This is a genomic window from Arcobacter sp. YIC-80 (assembly GCF_044841725.1).
Taxonomy (GTDB): domain Bacteria; phylum Campylobacterota; class Campylobacteria; order Campylobacterales; family Arcobacteraceae; genus Arcobacter_B.
Window position 1 is genome coordinate 322,425 of the sequence record NZ_JBJBSI010000001.1, and the last position, 18,129, is coordinate 340,553.

Sequence of the window (18,129 nt, forward strand, 5' to 3'; positions counted from 1 at the left end):
AGAGTTTCAGTTTAGAGAAAAAAGTTTCTATTTTAAATCCTTTTTTAACTTCTCTAAATCTTTTTTAGTTACAAGACCTAGCTCATCAATAGCTTCTTTTAAACTATCTTTGATTTGCTTTTTGAACTTCTCTTCTTCGTCTTGTCCCTTTTTCTCCAAAGATTCTATAAAGCCTTTAACATCAGATGAATCAATTTTCCCTTTTTCTTCAAGTTTTTTTAGTTCATCTTCAACTTTTTCTTTGATAACAGCAGTTGCCCCTAAACCTGTAAAAATTAATTCTTTTAACATCTTATGTCCTTTTTTTATTTATTTTATAAGAAAAGAAGAGCTTTTAGTATGTAGTTTTTGTCATTTGATTATATAAATTGTTTAAAAGTGTAGAAATAGAAGATTATTCTTCTATTTCTCTTGATTCTTTTTTTGCGTGTTGTACAGCCCAAGCAGAGGCTTTTCCTAAGTAGAATTTTGCTTTTTTTAAGTCTTTTGGTACAGCATAACCATATTTATAAAAAATACCTAAAAAATACCATGATGTAGATGAATAATTTTCTGCTTTTTTAAAATACTCAAAAGCTTTTTTATGATTAATTTCTTCCACATTATTTTGATAGTTTTTATCTTTAAAGTGAAGCATTCCTAAATGTAAATAAGCTTTTTTGCTGCCTAGTTTTATAGCTTTATTAAGATATCTTCTCGCTTCTTTAAAATCTTGTGTTTCTTTTAGAGTATATAAGGCTCCAAGCTCCCTAAAGTCTTCTCTATAATTAGTTTTGTATGCAAGCATTTTTTGGTAATATAAAGCTTTTTTATAATCTTTTATTTTTTCATTTTGCATATAAATTCTAACTAAACTTCTTATTGCATTTAAATCATCATTTTTAGCAAGTATATCAAAGTATTTGACAGCTTTATTTATATCTTCGTACTTTTTAAATTTATAACTTGGTTTATGATAAAATCTTAATAAAATTTTAACAGCAAAAATCTCTCCTCTATGTACTAATTTTTCTAAGATTTCAATAGTTTTTAAAGGATTAAAATATTTTTTATTACTTGAATAGTATTTTGCTAAAGTTATATTTGAAACAATATCTCCTGTTTTAGAAGCTTCTATTAGATAATTTAAAGAATCTTTTTCATTGGGTACTCTTCTATAAAACTTATTTATTTGTATATATTTACCTTTTTCTACAAACTTATCTAAAAGTTTTTTATTGAATTGTTTAAAATATTTTTTATTACCATAACGTGTAGTTTTATCTAATATTTTTTCTATAAGTTCCCAATCATCACTTTTTAATATATAAGCTTGATATTTTTTTCTAACTTTTTGGATTTCAGGAGAAAATCTATATCTATCATTTGTGTAAGCAGCAAGTGCTATTATAGTATCAGTATCTCCACTTTGTGCCACTTTATCAAAATATTCTACTGCTTTAGTGTATTCACCTTTTTTTGAATAAAAAAATCCCATTGCTTTTTTAAATGAAATTGTATTTTTATTTTTTTCTTTAAAATCCATATAACTTTTATAATCTTTGTTTTTCATATAAAATCTTATTAATTTTAATGAACTTTCATAATTACCTAAAATCGCTGCTTTTTTATGGTATTTTATTGCCTCTTTTGACTCATATTTCTTTTTATCTTCTAACTTTGCGTAAAGTGTATTTATAACTACATCTTCTTCATTTAGTGTTTTAAGTTTATCTATAAATCTTTTTGCATTTACAAAATCTTTTCTATAAATAAAATAATTAATACTTTTTTTTAATTTTTCTTTATCATTAAAACTATATTGTTTATTGATAGATTCTAATCTTTTTTGCTCATTTTTTCTATCACTTTTCATCTTCTTAAAATAGTAATCATAAGGTAAAACAAAATTTTTACTTTTCATATAAGTAACTATGTCTAAATTTCTAGGAAAATATCTTTTCTTTTCAAGAAATAGAAGTACTTTATTTAACTGTTCATTAGTAAAACTCTTATAATTATCTTCAAAAAACTTTTGAAGTTCTTTTCTTTTTCTTTGTAAAGTTAATTGTTCTATTTGATTATAAAGTCCTTCAAAGTTCTTTGAATTTTTAGATAGTTCTAAAAGTTTTTTACTTTTTATTTTTCCATTAGCAATATTGTATTTATACTCTTCAAAAATTTTATATAAACTATAAACATCATTTTTATCACTTTTATTATCTATAAGTTTATACCATTTTTCATAATAAAATAAACCTTCTTTGCTATTTACAAAGTTGTAATTTCTCTCCAAGCTAACCATAGCTTTTATATCACCTTGATTTGCTTTTTTTATAAGCAAGTCTTTTGACTCAATTTTTTGAGGTTCTAGTGAGCTACAAGATACAAAAAATAAAGCAGTTAAACATAAAAATATTATATTTTTCATTTCATGCCTTCTAAAAAGCTTTTAGCAACTTTTTGTACTTTTAGCTTATTATGATTAGTGAATTTTTCTAGTATTTGTTTTTTTATTTCTTGTGTTTGTTCTCTTTCATCATTTGCTATTTCTCTTAAAATAAATATGATTTTATTCTCTTTATAATCTTTTGATATTTCATAAAGGTCTATTTGAGGGTAAATATCCATCAATGCTTTTAGAAAGTTTTTATCTTCATCATCTTCGGCATATTGCGCTTCTCTTGTAGCTTGTGATAAAATAAACATTAAAGCAAAACTTTCATCTATCCCTAAACTAGTTATTTTATAAAAAAGTTTATGTGTTAAGCCATAAGTTTCAAACTCATCTTCATAAGCTACTCTTACATGATCATAAACTCTATTTATATATCCAATTTTACATATTAAATAAAAATATTTATCTTGTATTTTTGTATCAAAATGAGGAATGATTTCAGATAAATCATCAGGAGTATAATGGTCTTTTTGGTTAACAATTTTTTCTTGAATTTCATCAAAAGAGCTATTATTAAATAAAAAATCTTCAATTAACTTAGCATTGGCTTCTATCGTTTCTTTATATTTTAACTTTTCATCTTCATCCATATTCCATTCTGGATTATCCCAAGGAGTTAATCTTCTAGCAAAATCAAAATTCATTTTGTCAAACTGCTTTTTACAACATATAAAATACTCATCACTAGGTTCTATATCATTTATAAGTTTTAGAAATTCTCTTTTTGTTATGAAGTCTAAATATTGTATGCTGTCTTTTATTGCTACTACATTTTTGTTTCTATAGGCATCAATCATAGAACCACTTTGTTGGGAGTCTGATATATAGTCTTCACTTAGACTTTCCAGTCTATTAACAAAAAAGTCTCTATATTTATTTCTATTTGCCCTGTTTATTTCCCAAGCTAAAATATACTCACTTTTTAGACCCATATTTTCTAAAAGCTCTATAAAGTCATAATAAACTAATGGATTTTTTTCTAATTCTTCTTTTGAATATTGATTAAAAAAAGATTTAGAAGTTCCATTGATTGTTTTTACAGGTGCTAGATCAAGAATCAATGTATATATTCTTAAAATTTGTTCTTGCATATCTTTTGATACATACTTATAAATATATACTATAGAAGCTAATAAGCCTTGCATTTCGTCACTACTAAATAAACCAAGCATTGGAATACCCATCTCATGACCTACATATTTTGTATCATTTTTTGCTTCATTAATATAAGAAAGTTCTCTCATATTTTCTTTAATTTTCTCATAATCATAAGAAGAATCAATACAATACTTAAGTACTTCATCAACTAAATATGACTGATCTACAGTATCATTTTCAACATAATAACTTGTTTTTCCATACTCTTTAAGAATTGTAGCAAATACTATAAATACATTATTTTTAAAGAAATTAATTAGTTTTTGTATATTTTCATCATTTTCATTAAAGTTTTTATGAATAATAAATGCAACACTAACTAAATAAGAACCTTTTATATCAGATCTACTTAATTTTGGCATTATTTGAATTATATCTTCATCTACACCCACAGTCTTATTGTGCATAACAGAAGACAAGATATCATCCCAAAGTGTTTTGTCTTTTAAAAATAAAGCATTTAACTGTTCTAAATCTTCTCTTGAAGTTTCATTGCCATAAAATTTATTCATCAAACCTTGTATTTGTTTTATTAAATCTTCTTTACTTGTATATAATGAATATCTTTTAAATACTTCATCTAAACTACAAAGTTCATACTCTTGAGTTAATTGTCTTATACTAAACTCATCTAAATCTTGACCATAAGCTCTAAATAAAACATCAAAAGCTCTTAAAGCTCTTTGTTTAGGACTAATGTCCCTTTGTTTATTCAAAAATTTTCCAATAAAAGATTGTCTAACTTCACATTCTAATTGTTGAGTAATAAATGGCTCTGCTATATCTGATAAGAAATCTACACCATAATAGTTAAATCTTTTTAATATTTTTAACTCTTTTTTTGCAGCAAAATATTTAAAATCTTTTACTTTTTTTATGTCTTTTAAAAGTTCTTGATTTTTACCATAAAGGACATAATCATATATCTTTTCACCATTATCAAAGCCTTTCATAAAAAATTCTTCATTTATTCTAATAGTATCAAGGATATCTTCTTCATAATCTTCTATCTCTTCTGTTTCCCCATCTTCATCCCTTATAAAAGGATATTCATCTAAAGAGAAATCTTCTAAAACTTCATCAATTTCATCTGAAAATATTACAAGTTCTTCTTCTATTGTATTACTTGTAAACTCTTCTTCAAATCTTTCTTCTAAATTTTCACCAATAATTACTTTAAATATTTTAGTACTTAAATGTACAAAATCTTCATCTTCATTTGATCTTGGGTATTTTCTAAGATAGTTAAAAAACTCTTTTTTAAAATAAATATAATCATCATAATTATCTTTAAAATGCTCAAAAAGTTTACCATTACTAACTTCTCCATACTGCTCATCATACTGCATAAAACAAGCAAAAAAGCTTTGAATACTATGTGTATAAGCAAGAGCTTTTAGTATATTTTTTGAAAATCCATGTTTTTTCATAAAATATGGTAGATACTCAAAAATATAAGGAGCGTGTTCATCATCCCAATAAGGAATAATATATTCAGATATCAAATGTATATACTTAGGGTTATGTAAAGCTAGTGTTGTTATGATGTCAATTCCATAAACATTACACTCATCATACCAAAAATAACTAGAATCATTTATCTTTATACTAAAAGCTACAATATTTTCTACAAAATCTAAAACTTCATTTTCTAAACCATTTTCTAAAGCTTTATGAACTAAGTAACACTGAGTAAATACATTTAATGAATTATCTACATAAGTCTCATCAATTTTAAATAGATTATTTTTTGATAAATCAGCTGCTAAACCAATAACCTTATCTAAAATCTCATTGTCAAACATCTCTTCTTTTGTTATACTTTTACCTTCATTAGTAATGATAGGTAGATAGTTTTCACACATAAAATAACTATTGTTTTCAGTATAATTAAAGATTTTTAACATCTTTTTATTTAATGTTTTTAAAGAAGCTTTTAATGATTCTTTATCATTAAAATTAACTTCTATTTCAAGTTCTTGCATAAAATTTCCTCTAAAACAAATTATTTGTTTATTTTATAATAAAGAAAAGATTCTATTATAAGTAAATAAAAGTGAGATTAATATTCGTTATTAAATGAAATTTTATTGTAAAAAACGAGAAATAAATAAGTAATTTCTCTTTTACCATGGCCCTTGAAATCTATCTGGTTTATGATAGATTTTATTTTTATGTTTAGTAGCTCTTCCATGAACTCTTTTTCTCCATCTTTTAAAACCATCTTTACTTAGTAATTTTTTCATTCTTTTTTTTACTTGATTTTCTGTAAGTCCATATTGAAGGTATATAGCATCAAATGTAGTTCTATCTTGCCAAGCCATTTCAATAAGTCTGTTATCATCAAACTCTTGCATATCATTTTCTAACTCTTTAGCTTTTTTTGGTTTAAGAAGTTTTTTATAATACATATTTTTAATCCTGAATAGTCCAAATAAATTTTGAAGCATCAAACTTTAAAGCTGGAAGTTTTGCTAAAATCTTATTTTTTGTTTCTTTACTTATTGTTTTTGTTCGAGATAAAATCCATAAATACTCTCTATTTGGTGAACCAACTAAAGCATATTTGTAATCTTCATCTAACATCAAAACCCAATAATCCCCATAAAATGGTCTGAAAAAACTAACTTTTAATTTACTATTTGTTTCATCAGTTGCATAAGCAACTCCTGTTGCTTGGGTTTTTTCTCCTGTTTTAATTTGAGTACATGAATTTACTACTTTTATATCACCATTTTGTTTTAAAGAATAATTTGCAGTTACATTTTTACAACCTTCTTCAAATCTGTGTTCAAACCTTGCTATTTCATACCAAGTTCCTAGATATTTTTGAATGTCAACTTTGTTTACTGTTTCTAAGGGAAGATTTTTAGAACTACACCCCAAAAATAAAAATGCAGTTAATAAAAGAAGAAAAAAGTTTTTCATACTTGTCCTTTTTTGTTTTATTATATATAATAAGAATAAATGTTAATAGGCTTAAAATGTAAGTTTATATCTTAAAATATTCTTAATCACATATTTGGACGAGGTTTGTTTTAGTAGTGCAATGGCATGATTAAAATCATAAAAAGCCTTTGTAGGCCAAATATGGCTATTTACTATATTTTGATAGTATTTTTAACTATGAAAAGGTTGTGTTTTGTTTACATCAAATATAAATGAGCTAAATTTTCTAGCAAATATTAAAAAAGATAATATTAGTACGAAAAATCAGGAGTTTTTAAAAGAAGTTAAAAACTCTTTAGATAAAGATTTTAAAACAGATAAAACAACTAGTCTTAGTTTTGAAAATATAAAAAATATTTCACTTGAAGAAATAGAGTATCTTTTCAAAGATGAAGAAAATAAACAAATGGCAAAAAACTTAAGACTTGCTACACTTTTTTCAAATGATGAAAATTTATCTAAAGCTATGTTTAACACAGTATTAGGAAAACCTTTCAATATGGGCTTTACTTTTTTATCAACAAAATATGAAGATAAACACAATTATTTTTCATCACTTAATACAAATAATAGTTTAAGTGACTTATTACATAAAAGTGCAAGTTACAGAATAAATAATGAAAATCTTAAAACAACTGAGCAAATACCCCAAGAACAACTTGATGAGATTTTACTTGAGATTAACTCTTTTTCATTTTTGGATACTTTAAGTAGTTCATACAAAAATCAGTATGACACATACAAAGATAAAAATAGTGATTATTCATTTTTATATAATGACTACTATTTACAATATGAACAGTTAAAACAAGAGTATAAAAATGCTCAAAATCAAAATACAAATTTCATAAAACAGTTCTAAAAGTTTTAAATAGTTTTAAACAAACTCGGTCATATATTTTCTATAAAGTAGGGGAACATAGTTTTTTTGACATTTTTCATTTTTTCGCTCATCAATACTAACAGCTTTAAAAAAAGTATTCCATAGATTTTGAAACATCTGTTCATCATCTGAAACCTTTGGTTCTTCAAAATCTAAAACCTCTTTAACGCCAAGAAAATAATCATTTTTTATAAATGCGACTTTTCTATTAATATCATGGATTATGTATTTTTGATTATTTAATCTTTTAAAAAAATGCTTACCTAAAAAATAAACCACATTAAACTTTGTGTCAATTTTTGCATATAAAGTTCCATCTTCAAGCTCTTCAAACCTTGTAAAACCAGTCATTTTATGTACATGTCTAAAAAGTTCTTTTTGTAGATTATCTATATAAAAAACTGATGAATTGTTTATATTAAAAAGTTCATCTTTGTTTTTAAAGCCATAAATAACAAATGCTAAAAGCTCTATCTCAAACTCTTTTGTATCACACATAAAGGTATTAATAATTTTTTCATAAGATTGTTTATCAAACTTTTTTTCTATTGCCCTTACTACTTTTAAGGCATTTTTTTCATCTGTTTTTATATATTTTATCTCATCTAAAATCAAGGTTTTAGGTTCACTTCTTAGTATTTTACTAGGTTTGTATTTTTTATAAAACACCTCATATACAAGACTTAAAAAACCTTCAAAACTCCCATCATATTGTAAAACCATCTTATATCTCACCTGTTATAGCACTATAATCCATATCAAATAAACTAGGTTGAATTATCTTTTTTTGAGGTGGTTTTACAATGGCTTGCTTTATATCTTCTTTATAAAAAGCTACATCTTTTTGATATTTTCCCTTGCAAGTTATAAAGTATCTTGCTCTTTTTAGAGATATTTTTAGCTTCTTCAAGTCCTCAAAATCTAAGCTTTTAAATCTTCTAGCCTTTAGTATTTTAAACACACCTCTTACACCAATACCAGGTATTCTTAAAAGCTCGTCCTTACTTGCAGCATTTACTTCCATAGGAAAATATTGTAGATTTTGTAGTGCCCAAAAAGTTTTTGGGTCAACATCTTCATCTAAATTTGGATTTTCTTCATCTACTATTTCATCCCAAGTAAAATCATAAAATCTCAAAAGCCAATCAGCTTGATAAAGTCTGTGTTCTCTAAGTAAAGGTGGTTTAGTAATAACTGCTGGTAAATTTTTATCATCATTTACAGGAATATATGCACTATAATATACTCTTTTTAATAAAGCTTTATCATATAAAACAGAACTTAGTTTTAGTATATCTTTATCACTTTCAGGAGTAGCTCCTACTATTAGTTGTGTACTCATTCCTATTGGCTTTGTCTCTTTTTCTAGACTAATATCTCTTGCATATTTTAGTGGTTGTAGTACTTTTTCTTTTGTTTTATTTGGAGCTAAAAGCTTTAAAGATTTGTTACTTGGTAGTTCTATATTTGAACTTACTCTATTTGCTAATGCTACTACTTCACGTATTAGTTCATCTGATGAACCAGGAATTAGTTTCACATGGATATAACCATTAAATTTATATTCATGTCTTAATATTTTCAAAGCTCTTAGTATTAAATTCATAGTATGATCTTCATCTTTTACAATTCCAGAACTTAAAAAAAGACCTTCTATATAGTTTCTTTTATAAAAATTTATTGTTATATCAGCTAATTGTCTAGGTGTAAAAGCTTCTCTTCTTATGTCATTTGACTTTCTATTTATACAGTATGAGCAGTCATAAATACAATGATTTGTAAACAAAACCTTTAAAAGAGATACACATCTTCCATCAGCTGTATATGTATGACAAATTCCACTTTTATGTGTAGCTCCTAGTTCACCTGTTTTATAGTTGCTATCACTTCCACTTGAACTGCATGAAACATCATATTTTGCCGAGTCTGCTAAGACTTCCATCTTTTTATATATACTATTTTTCATACTTATATTTTATTAAAAAAATACCATCTAAAGTAAAAATATTACATTTTGTAATATAATATATCTAAGAATTCATTTGCTGTTTTTAGATGTAAGTCTAGTTTTTCTTTTGACATTTTATTTAGTAGTGCAATTTGCATTTTCATTCTAGGATTATCTTTAAAAAGATGTGAGTATTTATGTAAAAACCTCCAATATAAACCATCTACTATTTTACACCAAGGCTCTTTTTTAGAATAATCACTCATCTTTATAAGGTAATTAGAACTAGCTATATAAGGTTTAGTTGTTATACTTCCACCATCACTAAAGCCACTCATTCCATATACATTTCCAACCATTACCCAATCATAAGCGTCAATATAATTTTGCATAAAATATTCATAAATATCATTTGGCTTTATTTCTAAAAGTAAAAATATATTACCTAAAATCATAAGTCGTTCTATATGATGAGCATAAGCAGTTTTATTAACTTTTTTTATTACATCATCTAGTATAGAAATACCACTTTTTGCTTCAAGAACTGCTTTTGGCATATTGTTTTTAAAATTAAAAAAGTTTGAATTTCTAAGTTTTACTCCATCATCTTCGTAGATTTTAAGCATAAACTCTCTCCATCCAATAATCTGTCTAATAAAACCTTCTTTGGCATTATAAGGAGCATTTGCTTGTTTGATTTTATTTATTACATCTTCTAAACTTAAAAGTCCTATATTTAAACTACTGGAAATATTTGAGTGAAATAAATATATTAGGTTTTCATCTTTTGTTATTGCATCTTGATAATCCCCAAAGTTTTCAAATTTTTCTTTTATAAAATAGTCCAATTGTAAAGAAGCCTCAGAAAAAGAAGTAGGGTAATTAAAAGTTTCACAAGTTCCTATTGTTTTAAACTTTTTAGAATACTCTTTTGCTTCAAGAATATACTTATTCTCGTAAGCTAATGTGGCTGGTACAAAAATATCTTTAGGTAATTTCTTTCTATTTTCACTATCAAAGCTATATTTGCCATATAAAGGTTTGCCATTTTCCATAAAAATATTAAGCTCTTTTCTTCTATTCATATAAAAGTGATGTAAAAATTTTGATTTATCATTTGGATGTAAAAAGTTTTGGTTTTTAACTGTAGTAATATTTTTAAAGTTTTTGTAAACTTTTTTTTCTAAATAGTCATCAAAAAGTTCATACATAAAAATCTCTTCATTTATATATTTTTGTAGATATTTTTCATCTTCAAAATACTCTACATCAAAACCTTTTTGCTTTAAATAATTTTCATAAAATTTCATAGAAGCTCTATGTAATACAAGTTTTTGTATATGAAATTTATATTGAGTAAAAAATAATGGCTCTTCAATAAGTAAGACTTTTTTATCTTTTAACTCATCAGTTTTTTTAAATAACTGATGAGGATATATCAAAAAATATTGCATTAGAAAATTCTTCTTACAGGTTCTGAACTAGGCCTTGCGAAAAAATAACCTTGTGCATAATCAACCCCAAGTTTTTTTACTGTATCCAGTTCTTCTTGGGTTTCAATTCCTTCAGCTAAAATTTCAATATCATTATCAATACAAAGAGACTGTAAAGCTTTGTATACAGATTGTTTTAATTCATCTTTATCTATACCATCTATAATATTTCTATCAACTTTTATAATATCTGGTTTTATATCAATAATCATATTCAAAGAAGAATACCCCTCTCCCACATCATCTAAAGCTATCTTAAATCCTTGTTGTCTATAGTAGTTTAATATCTGTTTTAAATGTACTTTATCTTCTACATTTTCAGTTTCAACTACTTCAAAAACTATATTCTTAGGATTTAGTTCAAGTTGTTTTGCCCATTTTACTGTACTTTGTAAACAAAATTTTGGATCATAAATTGCAGTTGGAATAAAGTTTATAAATACTTTTGCATTTATTTTTTTTACAGCTGCTGTTTTTAAAGCTGATTCTCTACATAATTTATCAAGTCTAAAATTTGTATCATTTCTATTTGATTTTTCAAAAAGTTCATTAGGGTACATTAGTTTTCCATTTGGTAAAACACCCCTTGTCAAACACTCATAAGCAAATATTTTATTTTTTCTTAAATCAACAATTGGTTGAAAATGTGTAGTTAAGGTTTCACTTTCTAAAATTTCAAAAAAACTATTGTCTTTTATAAAGTTTAAATAAATATTTAAAGATTTTGCTTTTAATACAGAAGATATACTTAAAAGTTCATTTTTCGTTTCTATAAATACTTTTATCTCTTTTTGTTCAAATAAAGTAAAATGTTCATCAAAAAAATCAACTTTATTTTCAAAAAAACTTCTTACATTTTCAATATCAAAACTACAAATATTCTCTTCTTGAGTAAAGTTATTCATATCTTTTAAAAGATCTCTACATTTAAAAAGTAGTTCTGGAACGATTGTGATAAAATGAACTTTTCCCTCACTGTTTTCAATACAAAAATTTTTATTACAAATACAACTCATTTTAAACTCCTATGGTGCTAGTCTATTTATTTCCCAACTATTATCTTCATTTAATCTATATTCAAATCTATCATGAAGCCTATCTTTCCCACCTTGCCAAAATTCAATTATTTCAGGTTTTAGAATATATCCACCCCAAAAAGAAGGGAAAGGAATTTCTCCTTTAGAAAATTTATTTTTTATTTCATCAAATTTTGCTTCAAGTAAACTTCTTGAGCTGATAACCTCACTTTGATGGGATACCCAAGCACCTAATTGACTTCCTTTGGGTCTTGATAAAAAATATTTCATAGAAGCAGTTTTACTGATTTTTTCTATTTTCCCTTCAATTTTAACTTGTCTTTCTAATCCCAACCATGCAAAATGTGCAGCTCCATAAGGATTCTCATCAATTTGTTTAGCTTTTTTACTTTTATAATTTGAGAAAAAAACAAAACCATCTGTATCAAAAGTTTTTAATAAAACTGTTCTAATTGATGGTTTCATATCAAGACCAACTGTGCTTACACTCATAGCATTTGGTTCTATTAATTTAGCTTCTAAAGCTTGATTAAACCACAATTCGAATTGCTTGAAAGGACATGAATCCAAATCATTTATATCTAAGCCTTTTGTCATATATTCTTGTCTCATTGTTGATAAATCAAACATTTAAATTCCTTTTACTGATTTGTTATTTTACCACTTATAGCTTTTACAACTACTAAGCAATTAAGCCTTTATTTAAATAAATGTTTTGATCTCTTGTAAATACTACTTGTACCAAATTTACATTTCTTGTTAAAAATGCTGCTTCACAATAATTTAGATACATTTTCCACATTCTAATAAAATAATCATCAAAACCTAAGGCTTTGATTTCTTTAATTTTTTTATTAAAATTTTCATACCAAAGATTTAAAGTTTTGGCATAATCTTCTGTAAACTCTTCTAAATTCAAAAGATTCAATCTTGTGTGTTTACTTGTACTTTTAAGGACTCTTGAAACACTAGGTAAATGTCCTCCTGGAAAAATATACTTTTGTATAAAATCTGTACCCTTAGAATAAGTTTCATATCTATTATCAGGCATAGTGATAATCTGTAAAGCTAATACGCCATTTGGTTTTAAAAGCTTCTCACATTTTTTGAAAAAAACATCAAAATACTCACGTCCTACTGCTTCAAACATTTCAACTGCAATTATTGCATCATATTTCCCTTTTAAGTCCCTATAATCTTTTAAAAAGATATCAATACTTTCTTCAATTTTATTTTCTTTAAATCTTTGTTCACATAGTTTTTTTTGCTCAGTACTTAAAGTAACTGTAGTTACTTTACACTTTTTTTCTTTTGCTAAATGTATTGCCATTGATCCCCATCCTGAACCTATTTCAAGTACATTATCACCTTCTTTTATATTTAATTTATTTGCTAAATGAGTGATTTTTCTTTTTTGTGCTTCATAAAGTGATTCATCAGGATTTTCAAATATAGCAGCTGAATACATCATCGTTTCATCTAAAAATAATTTATAAAAACTATTTGATAAATCATAATGTTTAGAAATATTTTTTCTTGAGTTTTTCTTAGAGTTTTTTCTTAAAAAATGTTTTACTTTATTAAAATGAGGTAAAATATTTATAAAAAAATTGTTTTTATTATCTTCACTTTTTACCCCTAAGTTATCGGAGTTTATTAAAGCTATTTGAATTAACTTTGTTAAATCATTTGTTTCAAACTCTTCATCCATATAACTCTCAGCAAAACCTATATCTCCGTATAAAGCTATTTTTAAAAAGAAGTTATAACTATTTAATTTCAAAAATACTTCTTTTTCTTGTTTTGAACCATAATATTTTATTTCATTATTTGGGAACTGTACTTTCAAGTTTCCTTGTTCTAATTTTGAGAAAAAAGAATCACCAAACTTATGCCATAGCTTTTTCATTTTAATATCTCCTTTTTGTATCTATATCTTCTACACTATTAAATTTCAAACCTTTTTTATAAAGTTTTAAAGACTGCCATAAAGTTCTTGTAACTACAAAAAAAGTTAAAAAAGTGTGCTTTAAAAATAGTTTTATAATATTTTTGTCTGAGAACTGAAGGGGAGTTCCACTAAAAGATGCTGTTAGCATTTTTTTATTCTCTTCAAATAAATCTATTTTTAAAGCCACATTTGACTTGTCGTATCTAAATAAAAAACTATAAGAACCATCTCTTTTAAAAAAGGGCGAAACATACATATCTTTTGGTATTTCACCTCTATATAAATTATGTCCTCTATGACTTAGTTTTATAGGATATATAACTCTTCCTCCATTATAGTTGTGAACTTCTGCTAAAATAAAGTCAAGCTTTTCATCTTTATTAATTATTAAAAGTAAACTAATAGGATTAAATACAAAATTCATAATTCTAGGAAGTGTTATAAATCTAGTTTTAGTAGGTTTTTTGATATCAAATTTTTTTAAAAGTTCATCTATGTTTTCTAAAAAATCTTTTTTCCCTCCAAAGTGATCTTTACTTTTAAAAGAAAAAAGATTGAATTTATTATATGAGAAAAGTTTACTTTTTTCTTTATTTAAATTATTTATATCAATATCTAACATAAAAAATTTATATTTAAAATCATGTTGTTTTGGGAGAAATCTTTTATGGTATATTACTCCATCATAAAAAAAATTTGAACTCATAGCTCACATCCAAACTTTGAAGCTATAGTATTTGCACTCCAAAGACCATCTTCATGAAATCCATATCTCCAATAAGCACCTGCAAAATATGTATTATTTACTCCATTTATTTCAGCTCTTTTATCTTGTGCTTCAATTGCTTTTGTATTAAATTGAGGATGAGAATAAGAGATTTTCTCTATTACTTCATCAACATTACTTAACTCATTTAAAGATACAAAATAATCTTTTTTCGTTTTTAAATTTTGTAATGTATTAATCCAATATGATAAAGTCACTGCGTTATTATTTTTTGTAGATGTTTTATAATTCCATGCAGCATAGATATTTTTATCTGGATATAAAACTTTTTTATCATTATGAAGTAGGGCATCATTTTGTTTATATTTAAAAGCTTCTAAAATCTCTTTTTCATTTAAACTTGCATCAGCTAAAAGCTCTAAAACATCAGGAGCATGCATAGCAAAAACAACTTTATCATAAACTTTAATTTCATTATTTTCAAAAGTTATAAAGACACCATCTTTTTTTCTTTCAACCTTTTTTATATTTGCATTTAAAAATATTTGGCCTGAAATATTTTCTTTAATTTTATTTACATAATTTATACTTCCATTTGATACAGTAAGCCATTGATGATGAGTAGTAACACCTAATAAACCATGATTTTTAAAAAATTGTAAAAAAGTTCTTGCAGGGAAGTCATTCATACTATTACTGGGAGTAGACCAAATAGAAGCTCCCATAGGAATAATATATCTTTGTTTAAAAGCTTTACCATAAGGTTTTAGATAATCCCCTAAAGTTTTATCTAAATCATAACTATTTGTTTCTAAGTCTTTATTAGCTTTTTTATTAAATTTTATTATATCATTTATCATAAAATAATGTGAAAAATTAAAAATATTTTTTTTCTGAAAAAATAATCCTGAAAGAGAGTTTCCATTGTAAGCTATGTTTTTATCTTTGTCCCAAAAACCAAAGCTCATTTCACTATTTTCTATTTTAACATCAAGCATATCAAAAAGTTTTGTAAGTAAAGGATATGTTTCATAATTAAAAACTAAAAAACCTGTATCAACACCAAATCTTTTACCATCTTCTTCAACTTGTGTAGTTCTTGCATGACCACCAAGCCGATTTTCTTTTTCATATAAATCAACATGATGTTTTTTACTTAGAAGATATGCACTTCCTAAACCGCTAATACCTGCTCCTAGAACTGCTATTCTCATATTATCTTCCTTTTATAAAAAATTAGATTTATCAATTTAATTTTAAACATCTGTTGAATACTTTATATATGTTAGTATTTTTAAAATAGTATTCAACAGTTGAGGCTACACAGTTTTGCTGGAAACTGTTACAAGTACGAGCTACTTCGTACAAGATTACTAAAATATTTAAGCTTAACAATTTGGACTGACTTTAAAGGCTTTGAATGTAATAATGAGAACATAGCAAAATAATAAATAATTTTACACTCACAAGGACACTTAAATATTTTAGTTGAAGTAATAATAACAACTATTAATTACTTTTAATAGCTGTATTTTGTCATTTTATAGAAAACTATTCTATTTATGCTTTTATTTTATTTTTTATAAATCGTAAGATAGATTTTAATACAGGAATTTTTTCATATATATTTGAAGCAGCATCCCAATAATCAATATGTGAAATAACTTTACCTTGACTATCTAATTGTACTCTACTAACTCCTGTAAAGCTTTCCATATTCTTGCTATTTTTATATTTAAACATAAAGTTCCATTGTAAATAAGCAATATCATCATTTTGAATTATCTCTTTTACAAGAAATCTTGGTTCATCGATAGTTTTATACATCTCATTAAAAATATTATATATAGCTTGAATACCTTTAGTTTTTTGAAAAGGATCTTCAAAATAAACATCATCACTAAAAATATTTTTATATTCAAAAAAAGAAATATCTTTATTTAAATTTTCAAAAAATAACGCATAGTTTTGTATTTGTTTTGAGTAATTCATTTTATTAATCCTTTCGTTATTGCTAAAGATATTTTATATGGCAATAGCCTTAATAATGTAAGAAAAAATGACAATTTATATGGAAATTTAATTTCAAATTTATAAGAAGATTTACTTAATTCATGAAAAATTTTTAAAGCAGCTTCATTACTATTCATAAGTTCAGGCATTTCAAAATTATTTTTATTAGTTAACTTTGTTTTTACAAAACCATGATTTATTATTTGAACTTCAATATTTTTCTTTATAAGTTCAGGTTGTATTGCTTGAGCAAAATTTACAAGTGCAGCTTTACTAGCACCATAAGCTGCCGCATTTGGTAGACCAAAATAACTTGATAAACTTCCATTAAAAACAAACCTACCAAAGCCTTGAGAAAGGAAATATTTACTTACTATATTTGTAAGTCTAACAGCACCTAAATAGTTTATATTAGTCATTTCTTCAAAATCTTGAATATTTAACTTTTCCACTGATGTTAACTCATAAACTCCTGCATTAAAAATACAAATATCTAAATATTTTAATTTTTGCCAAACATAAGCTGTAGCTTCTTTTATAGAAGAGTTATCTTCTACATCAATATTTTTTAGGTATAAAGTTTGTTTAAAAGAAGACTTTAATCCTTTTAATTCATGGCACTCTTTAGCAGCTCTTGAACTAGCTATTACTGTATAGCCATTTTGTAAAAAAAGTTTTGTAAGCTCATAGCCAATCCCACTACTAGCACCAATTATCCATATATTTTTAGACATAATAAATCCTTTATTATATTTCAGTAAAGCCTTCTAAATTATGCTTTATAGGACCATTTCCTTTACCTAAATTGGGAGCATTTTTGATAGCTTGATATATATACTCTTTTGAAATTTTTATTACTTCTTTAAGATTGTTATTTTGAGATAATAATGTAGCAATACTGGCACTATAAGAACAACCTGTTCCATGTGTATTTAAATCACTTGCTCTTTTAGTTTGGAAATACTCTAGTTTTCCATCACTTGTTTTTAGAACATCTACTGCAAAATCAGTATTATCTTCAATATCTTTAAATAAAATATTTGTTCCATAATTTTCGCATGATAAAATATCTTCTATTTGTTCAACCCCAAAAAACTCTTTTGCTTCATATTTATTGGGAGTAATTAATGTTGCATAAGGAAAAAGACCTTTAAGGTTTTGAATACAAGAATCATCTAAAAGTTTAGCATTGGCTCTTGAAATAGCAACAGGATCTAAAACTATTGGAATATCTAGTTTACAAATATAATTTTTTACGACTTCTATTAATTCAGGAGAACCTAACATACCAATTTTAACTGCTTTGATATCAAAATCATTTGCTACTGATTGTATTTGTTTTTCAACAAAACTTGGTTCTAAAGCCACAACACCTTGAACACCTTGAGTGTTTTGTGCTGTAATAGCTGTAATTGCAGTAGTCATAAATCCATTGTGATATAAAGAACTTTTAATATCTGCTTGTATACCAGCTCCACCACCACTATCACTTCCTGCTATAGATAAAATTGTATTCATTATTGAATCCTTTTA

The 18,129-nt window shown here is 25.2% G+C and carries 17 protein-coding genes; 1 reads left to right on the plus strand and 16 read right to left on the minus strand.

The genetic code is table 11. The features are described 5' to 3' along the window. Positions 1-27: 27 nt before the first annotated feature. The 5 genes from ACH5BK_RS01425 to ACH5BK_RS01445 form a co-directional block, all read right to left on the minus strand. Complete coding sequence (locus ACH5BK_RS01425; protein ID WP_404304015.1) at positions 28-291, minus strand: hypothetical protein; 264 nt, start codon at positions 289-291, stop codon at positions 28-30. Between the two features lie 103 nt (positions 292-394). Continuing rightward, positions 395-2,410 (minus strand): hypothetical protein, encoded by a 2,016-nt coding sequence (locus tag ACH5BK_RS01430; protein WP_404304016.1) that lies wholly within the window; start codon positions 2,408-2,410, stop codon positions 395-397. Then, on the minus strand, positions 2,407-5,580 hold the full coding sequence (locus ACH5BK_RS01435; protein WP_404304018.1) for a hypothetical protein: 3,174 nt from the start codon (positions 5,578-5,580) through the stop codon (positions 2,407-2,409). Before ACH5BK_RS01435 ends, ACH5BK_RS01430 begins: the two co-directional genes overlap by 4 nt. Positions 5,581-5,721: 141 nt before the next feature. Further along, positions 5,722-6,006, minus strand: a complete 285-nt coding sequence (locus tag ACH5BK_RS01440; RefSeq protein ID WP_404304020.1) for a TIGR03643 family protein — start codon at positions 6,004-6,006, stop codon at positions 5,722-5,724. A 4-nt stretch (positions 6,007-6,010) separates the two neighbouring features. Continuing rightward, positions 6,011-6,523 (minus strand): lipocalin family protein, encoded by a 513-nt coding sequence (locus ACH5BK_RS01445; RefSeq protein WP_404304021.1) that lies wholly within the window; start codon positions 6,521-6,523, stop codon positions 6,011-6,013. A gap of 214 nt (positions 6,524-6,737) precedes the next feature. Between ACH5BK_RS01445 and ACH5BK_RS01450 the strand changes: the two genes are divergently transcribed. Beyond that, complete coding sequence (locus ACH5BK_RS01450) at positions 6,738-7,406, plus strand: hypothetical protein (protein WP_404304022.1); 669 nt, start codon at positions 6,738-6,740, stop codon at positions 7,404-7,406. Positions 7,407-7,421: 15 nt separating this feature from the next. On the opposite strand, the gene ACH5BK_RS01455 is transcribed toward ACH5BK_RS01450, so the two are convergent. The 11 genes from ACH5BK_RS01455 to thiD all read right to left on the minus strand — a co-directional run bounded on the left by ACH5BK_RS01455 (position 7,422) and on the right by thiD (position 18,114). After that, complete coding sequence (locus ACH5BK_RS01455; protein WP_404304024.1) at positions 7,422-8,150, minus strand: TIGR03915 family putative DNA repair protein; 729 nt, start codon at positions 8,148-8,150, stop codon at positions 7,422-7,424. A 1-nt stretch (position 8,151) separates the two neighbouring features. After that, on the minus strand, positions 8,152-9,393 hold the full coding sequence (locus ACH5BK_RS01460) for a putative DNA modification/repair radical SAM protein (protein ID WP_404304026.1): 1,242 nt from the start codon (positions 9,391-9,393) through the stop codon (positions 8,152-8,154). 41 nt (positions 9,394-9,434) lie between these two features. Then, a complete protein-coding gene (locus ACH5BK_RS01465) occupies positions 9,435-10,829 on the minus strand; it encodes a cryptochrome/photolyase family protein (protein ID WP_404304028.1) in 1,395 nt (464 codons plus the stop codon). Beyond that, positions 10,829-11,884, minus strand: coding sequence for an EAL domain-containing protein (locus ACH5BK_RS01470; protein ID WP_404304029.1), 1,056 nt, complete (start codon positions 11,882-11,884; stop codon positions 10,829-10,831). The genes ACH5BK_RS01465 and ACH5BK_RS01470 overlap by 1 nt, the downstream gene beginning before the upstream one ends. A 9-nt stretch (positions 11,885-11,893) precedes the next feature. Beyond that, positions 11,894-12,535: a pyridoxamine 5'-phosphate oxidase gene (gene pdxH / locus ACH5BK_RS01475; RefSeq protein WP_404304030.1), complete on the minus strand. Its 642-nt coding sequence runs from the start codon at positions 12,533-12,535 to the stop codon at positions 11,894-11,896. A gap of 52 nt (positions 12,536-12,587) precedes the next feature. After that, positions 12,588-13,814, minus strand: coding sequence for a class I SAM-dependent methyltransferase (locus ACH5BK_RS01480; RefSeq protein WP_404304031.1), 1,227 nt, complete (start codon positions 13,812-13,814; stop codon positions 12,588-12,590). A 1-nt stretch (position 13,815) separates the two neighbouring features. After that, a complete protein-coding gene (locus ACH5BK_RS01485) occupies positions 13,816-14,562 on the minus strand; it encodes a DUF1365 domain-containing protein (RefSeq protein ID WP_404304032.1) in 747 nt (248 codons plus the stop codon). After that, complete coding sequence (locus ACH5BK_RS01490; RefSeq protein WP_404304033.1) at positions 14,559-15,797, minus strand: NAD(P)/FAD-dependent oxidoreductase; 1,239 nt, start codon at positions 15,795-15,797, stop codon at positions 14,559-14,561. The genes ACH5BK_RS01485 and ACH5BK_RS01490 overlap by 4 nt, the downstream gene beginning before the upstream one ends. A gap of 346 nt (positions 15,798-16,143) precedes the next feature. Continuing rightward, positions 16,144-16,575, minus strand: a complete 432-nt coding sequence (locus ACH5BK_RS01495) for a nuclear transport factor 2 family protein (protein WP_404304034.1) — start codon at positions 16,573-16,575, stop codon at positions 16,144-16,146. Further along, complete coding sequence (locus ACH5BK_RS01500) at positions 16,572-17,330, minus strand: SDR family NAD(P)-dependent oxidoreductase (protein ID WP_404304035.1); 759 nt, start codon at positions 17,328-17,330, stop codon at positions 16,572-16,574. Before ACH5BK_RS01500 ends, ACH5BK_RS01495 begins: the two co-directional genes overlap by 4 nt. 13 nt (positions 17,331-17,343) lie before the next feature. Beyond that, positions 17,344-18,114: a bifunctional hydroxymethylpyrimidine kinase/phosphomethylpyrimidine kinase gene (thiD, locus tag ACH5BK_RS01505; RefSeq protein WP_404304036.1), complete on the minus strand. Its 771-nt coding sequence runs from the start codon at positions 18,112-18,114 to the stop codon at positions 17,344-17,346. Positions 18,115-18,129: the final 15 nt, after the last annotated feature.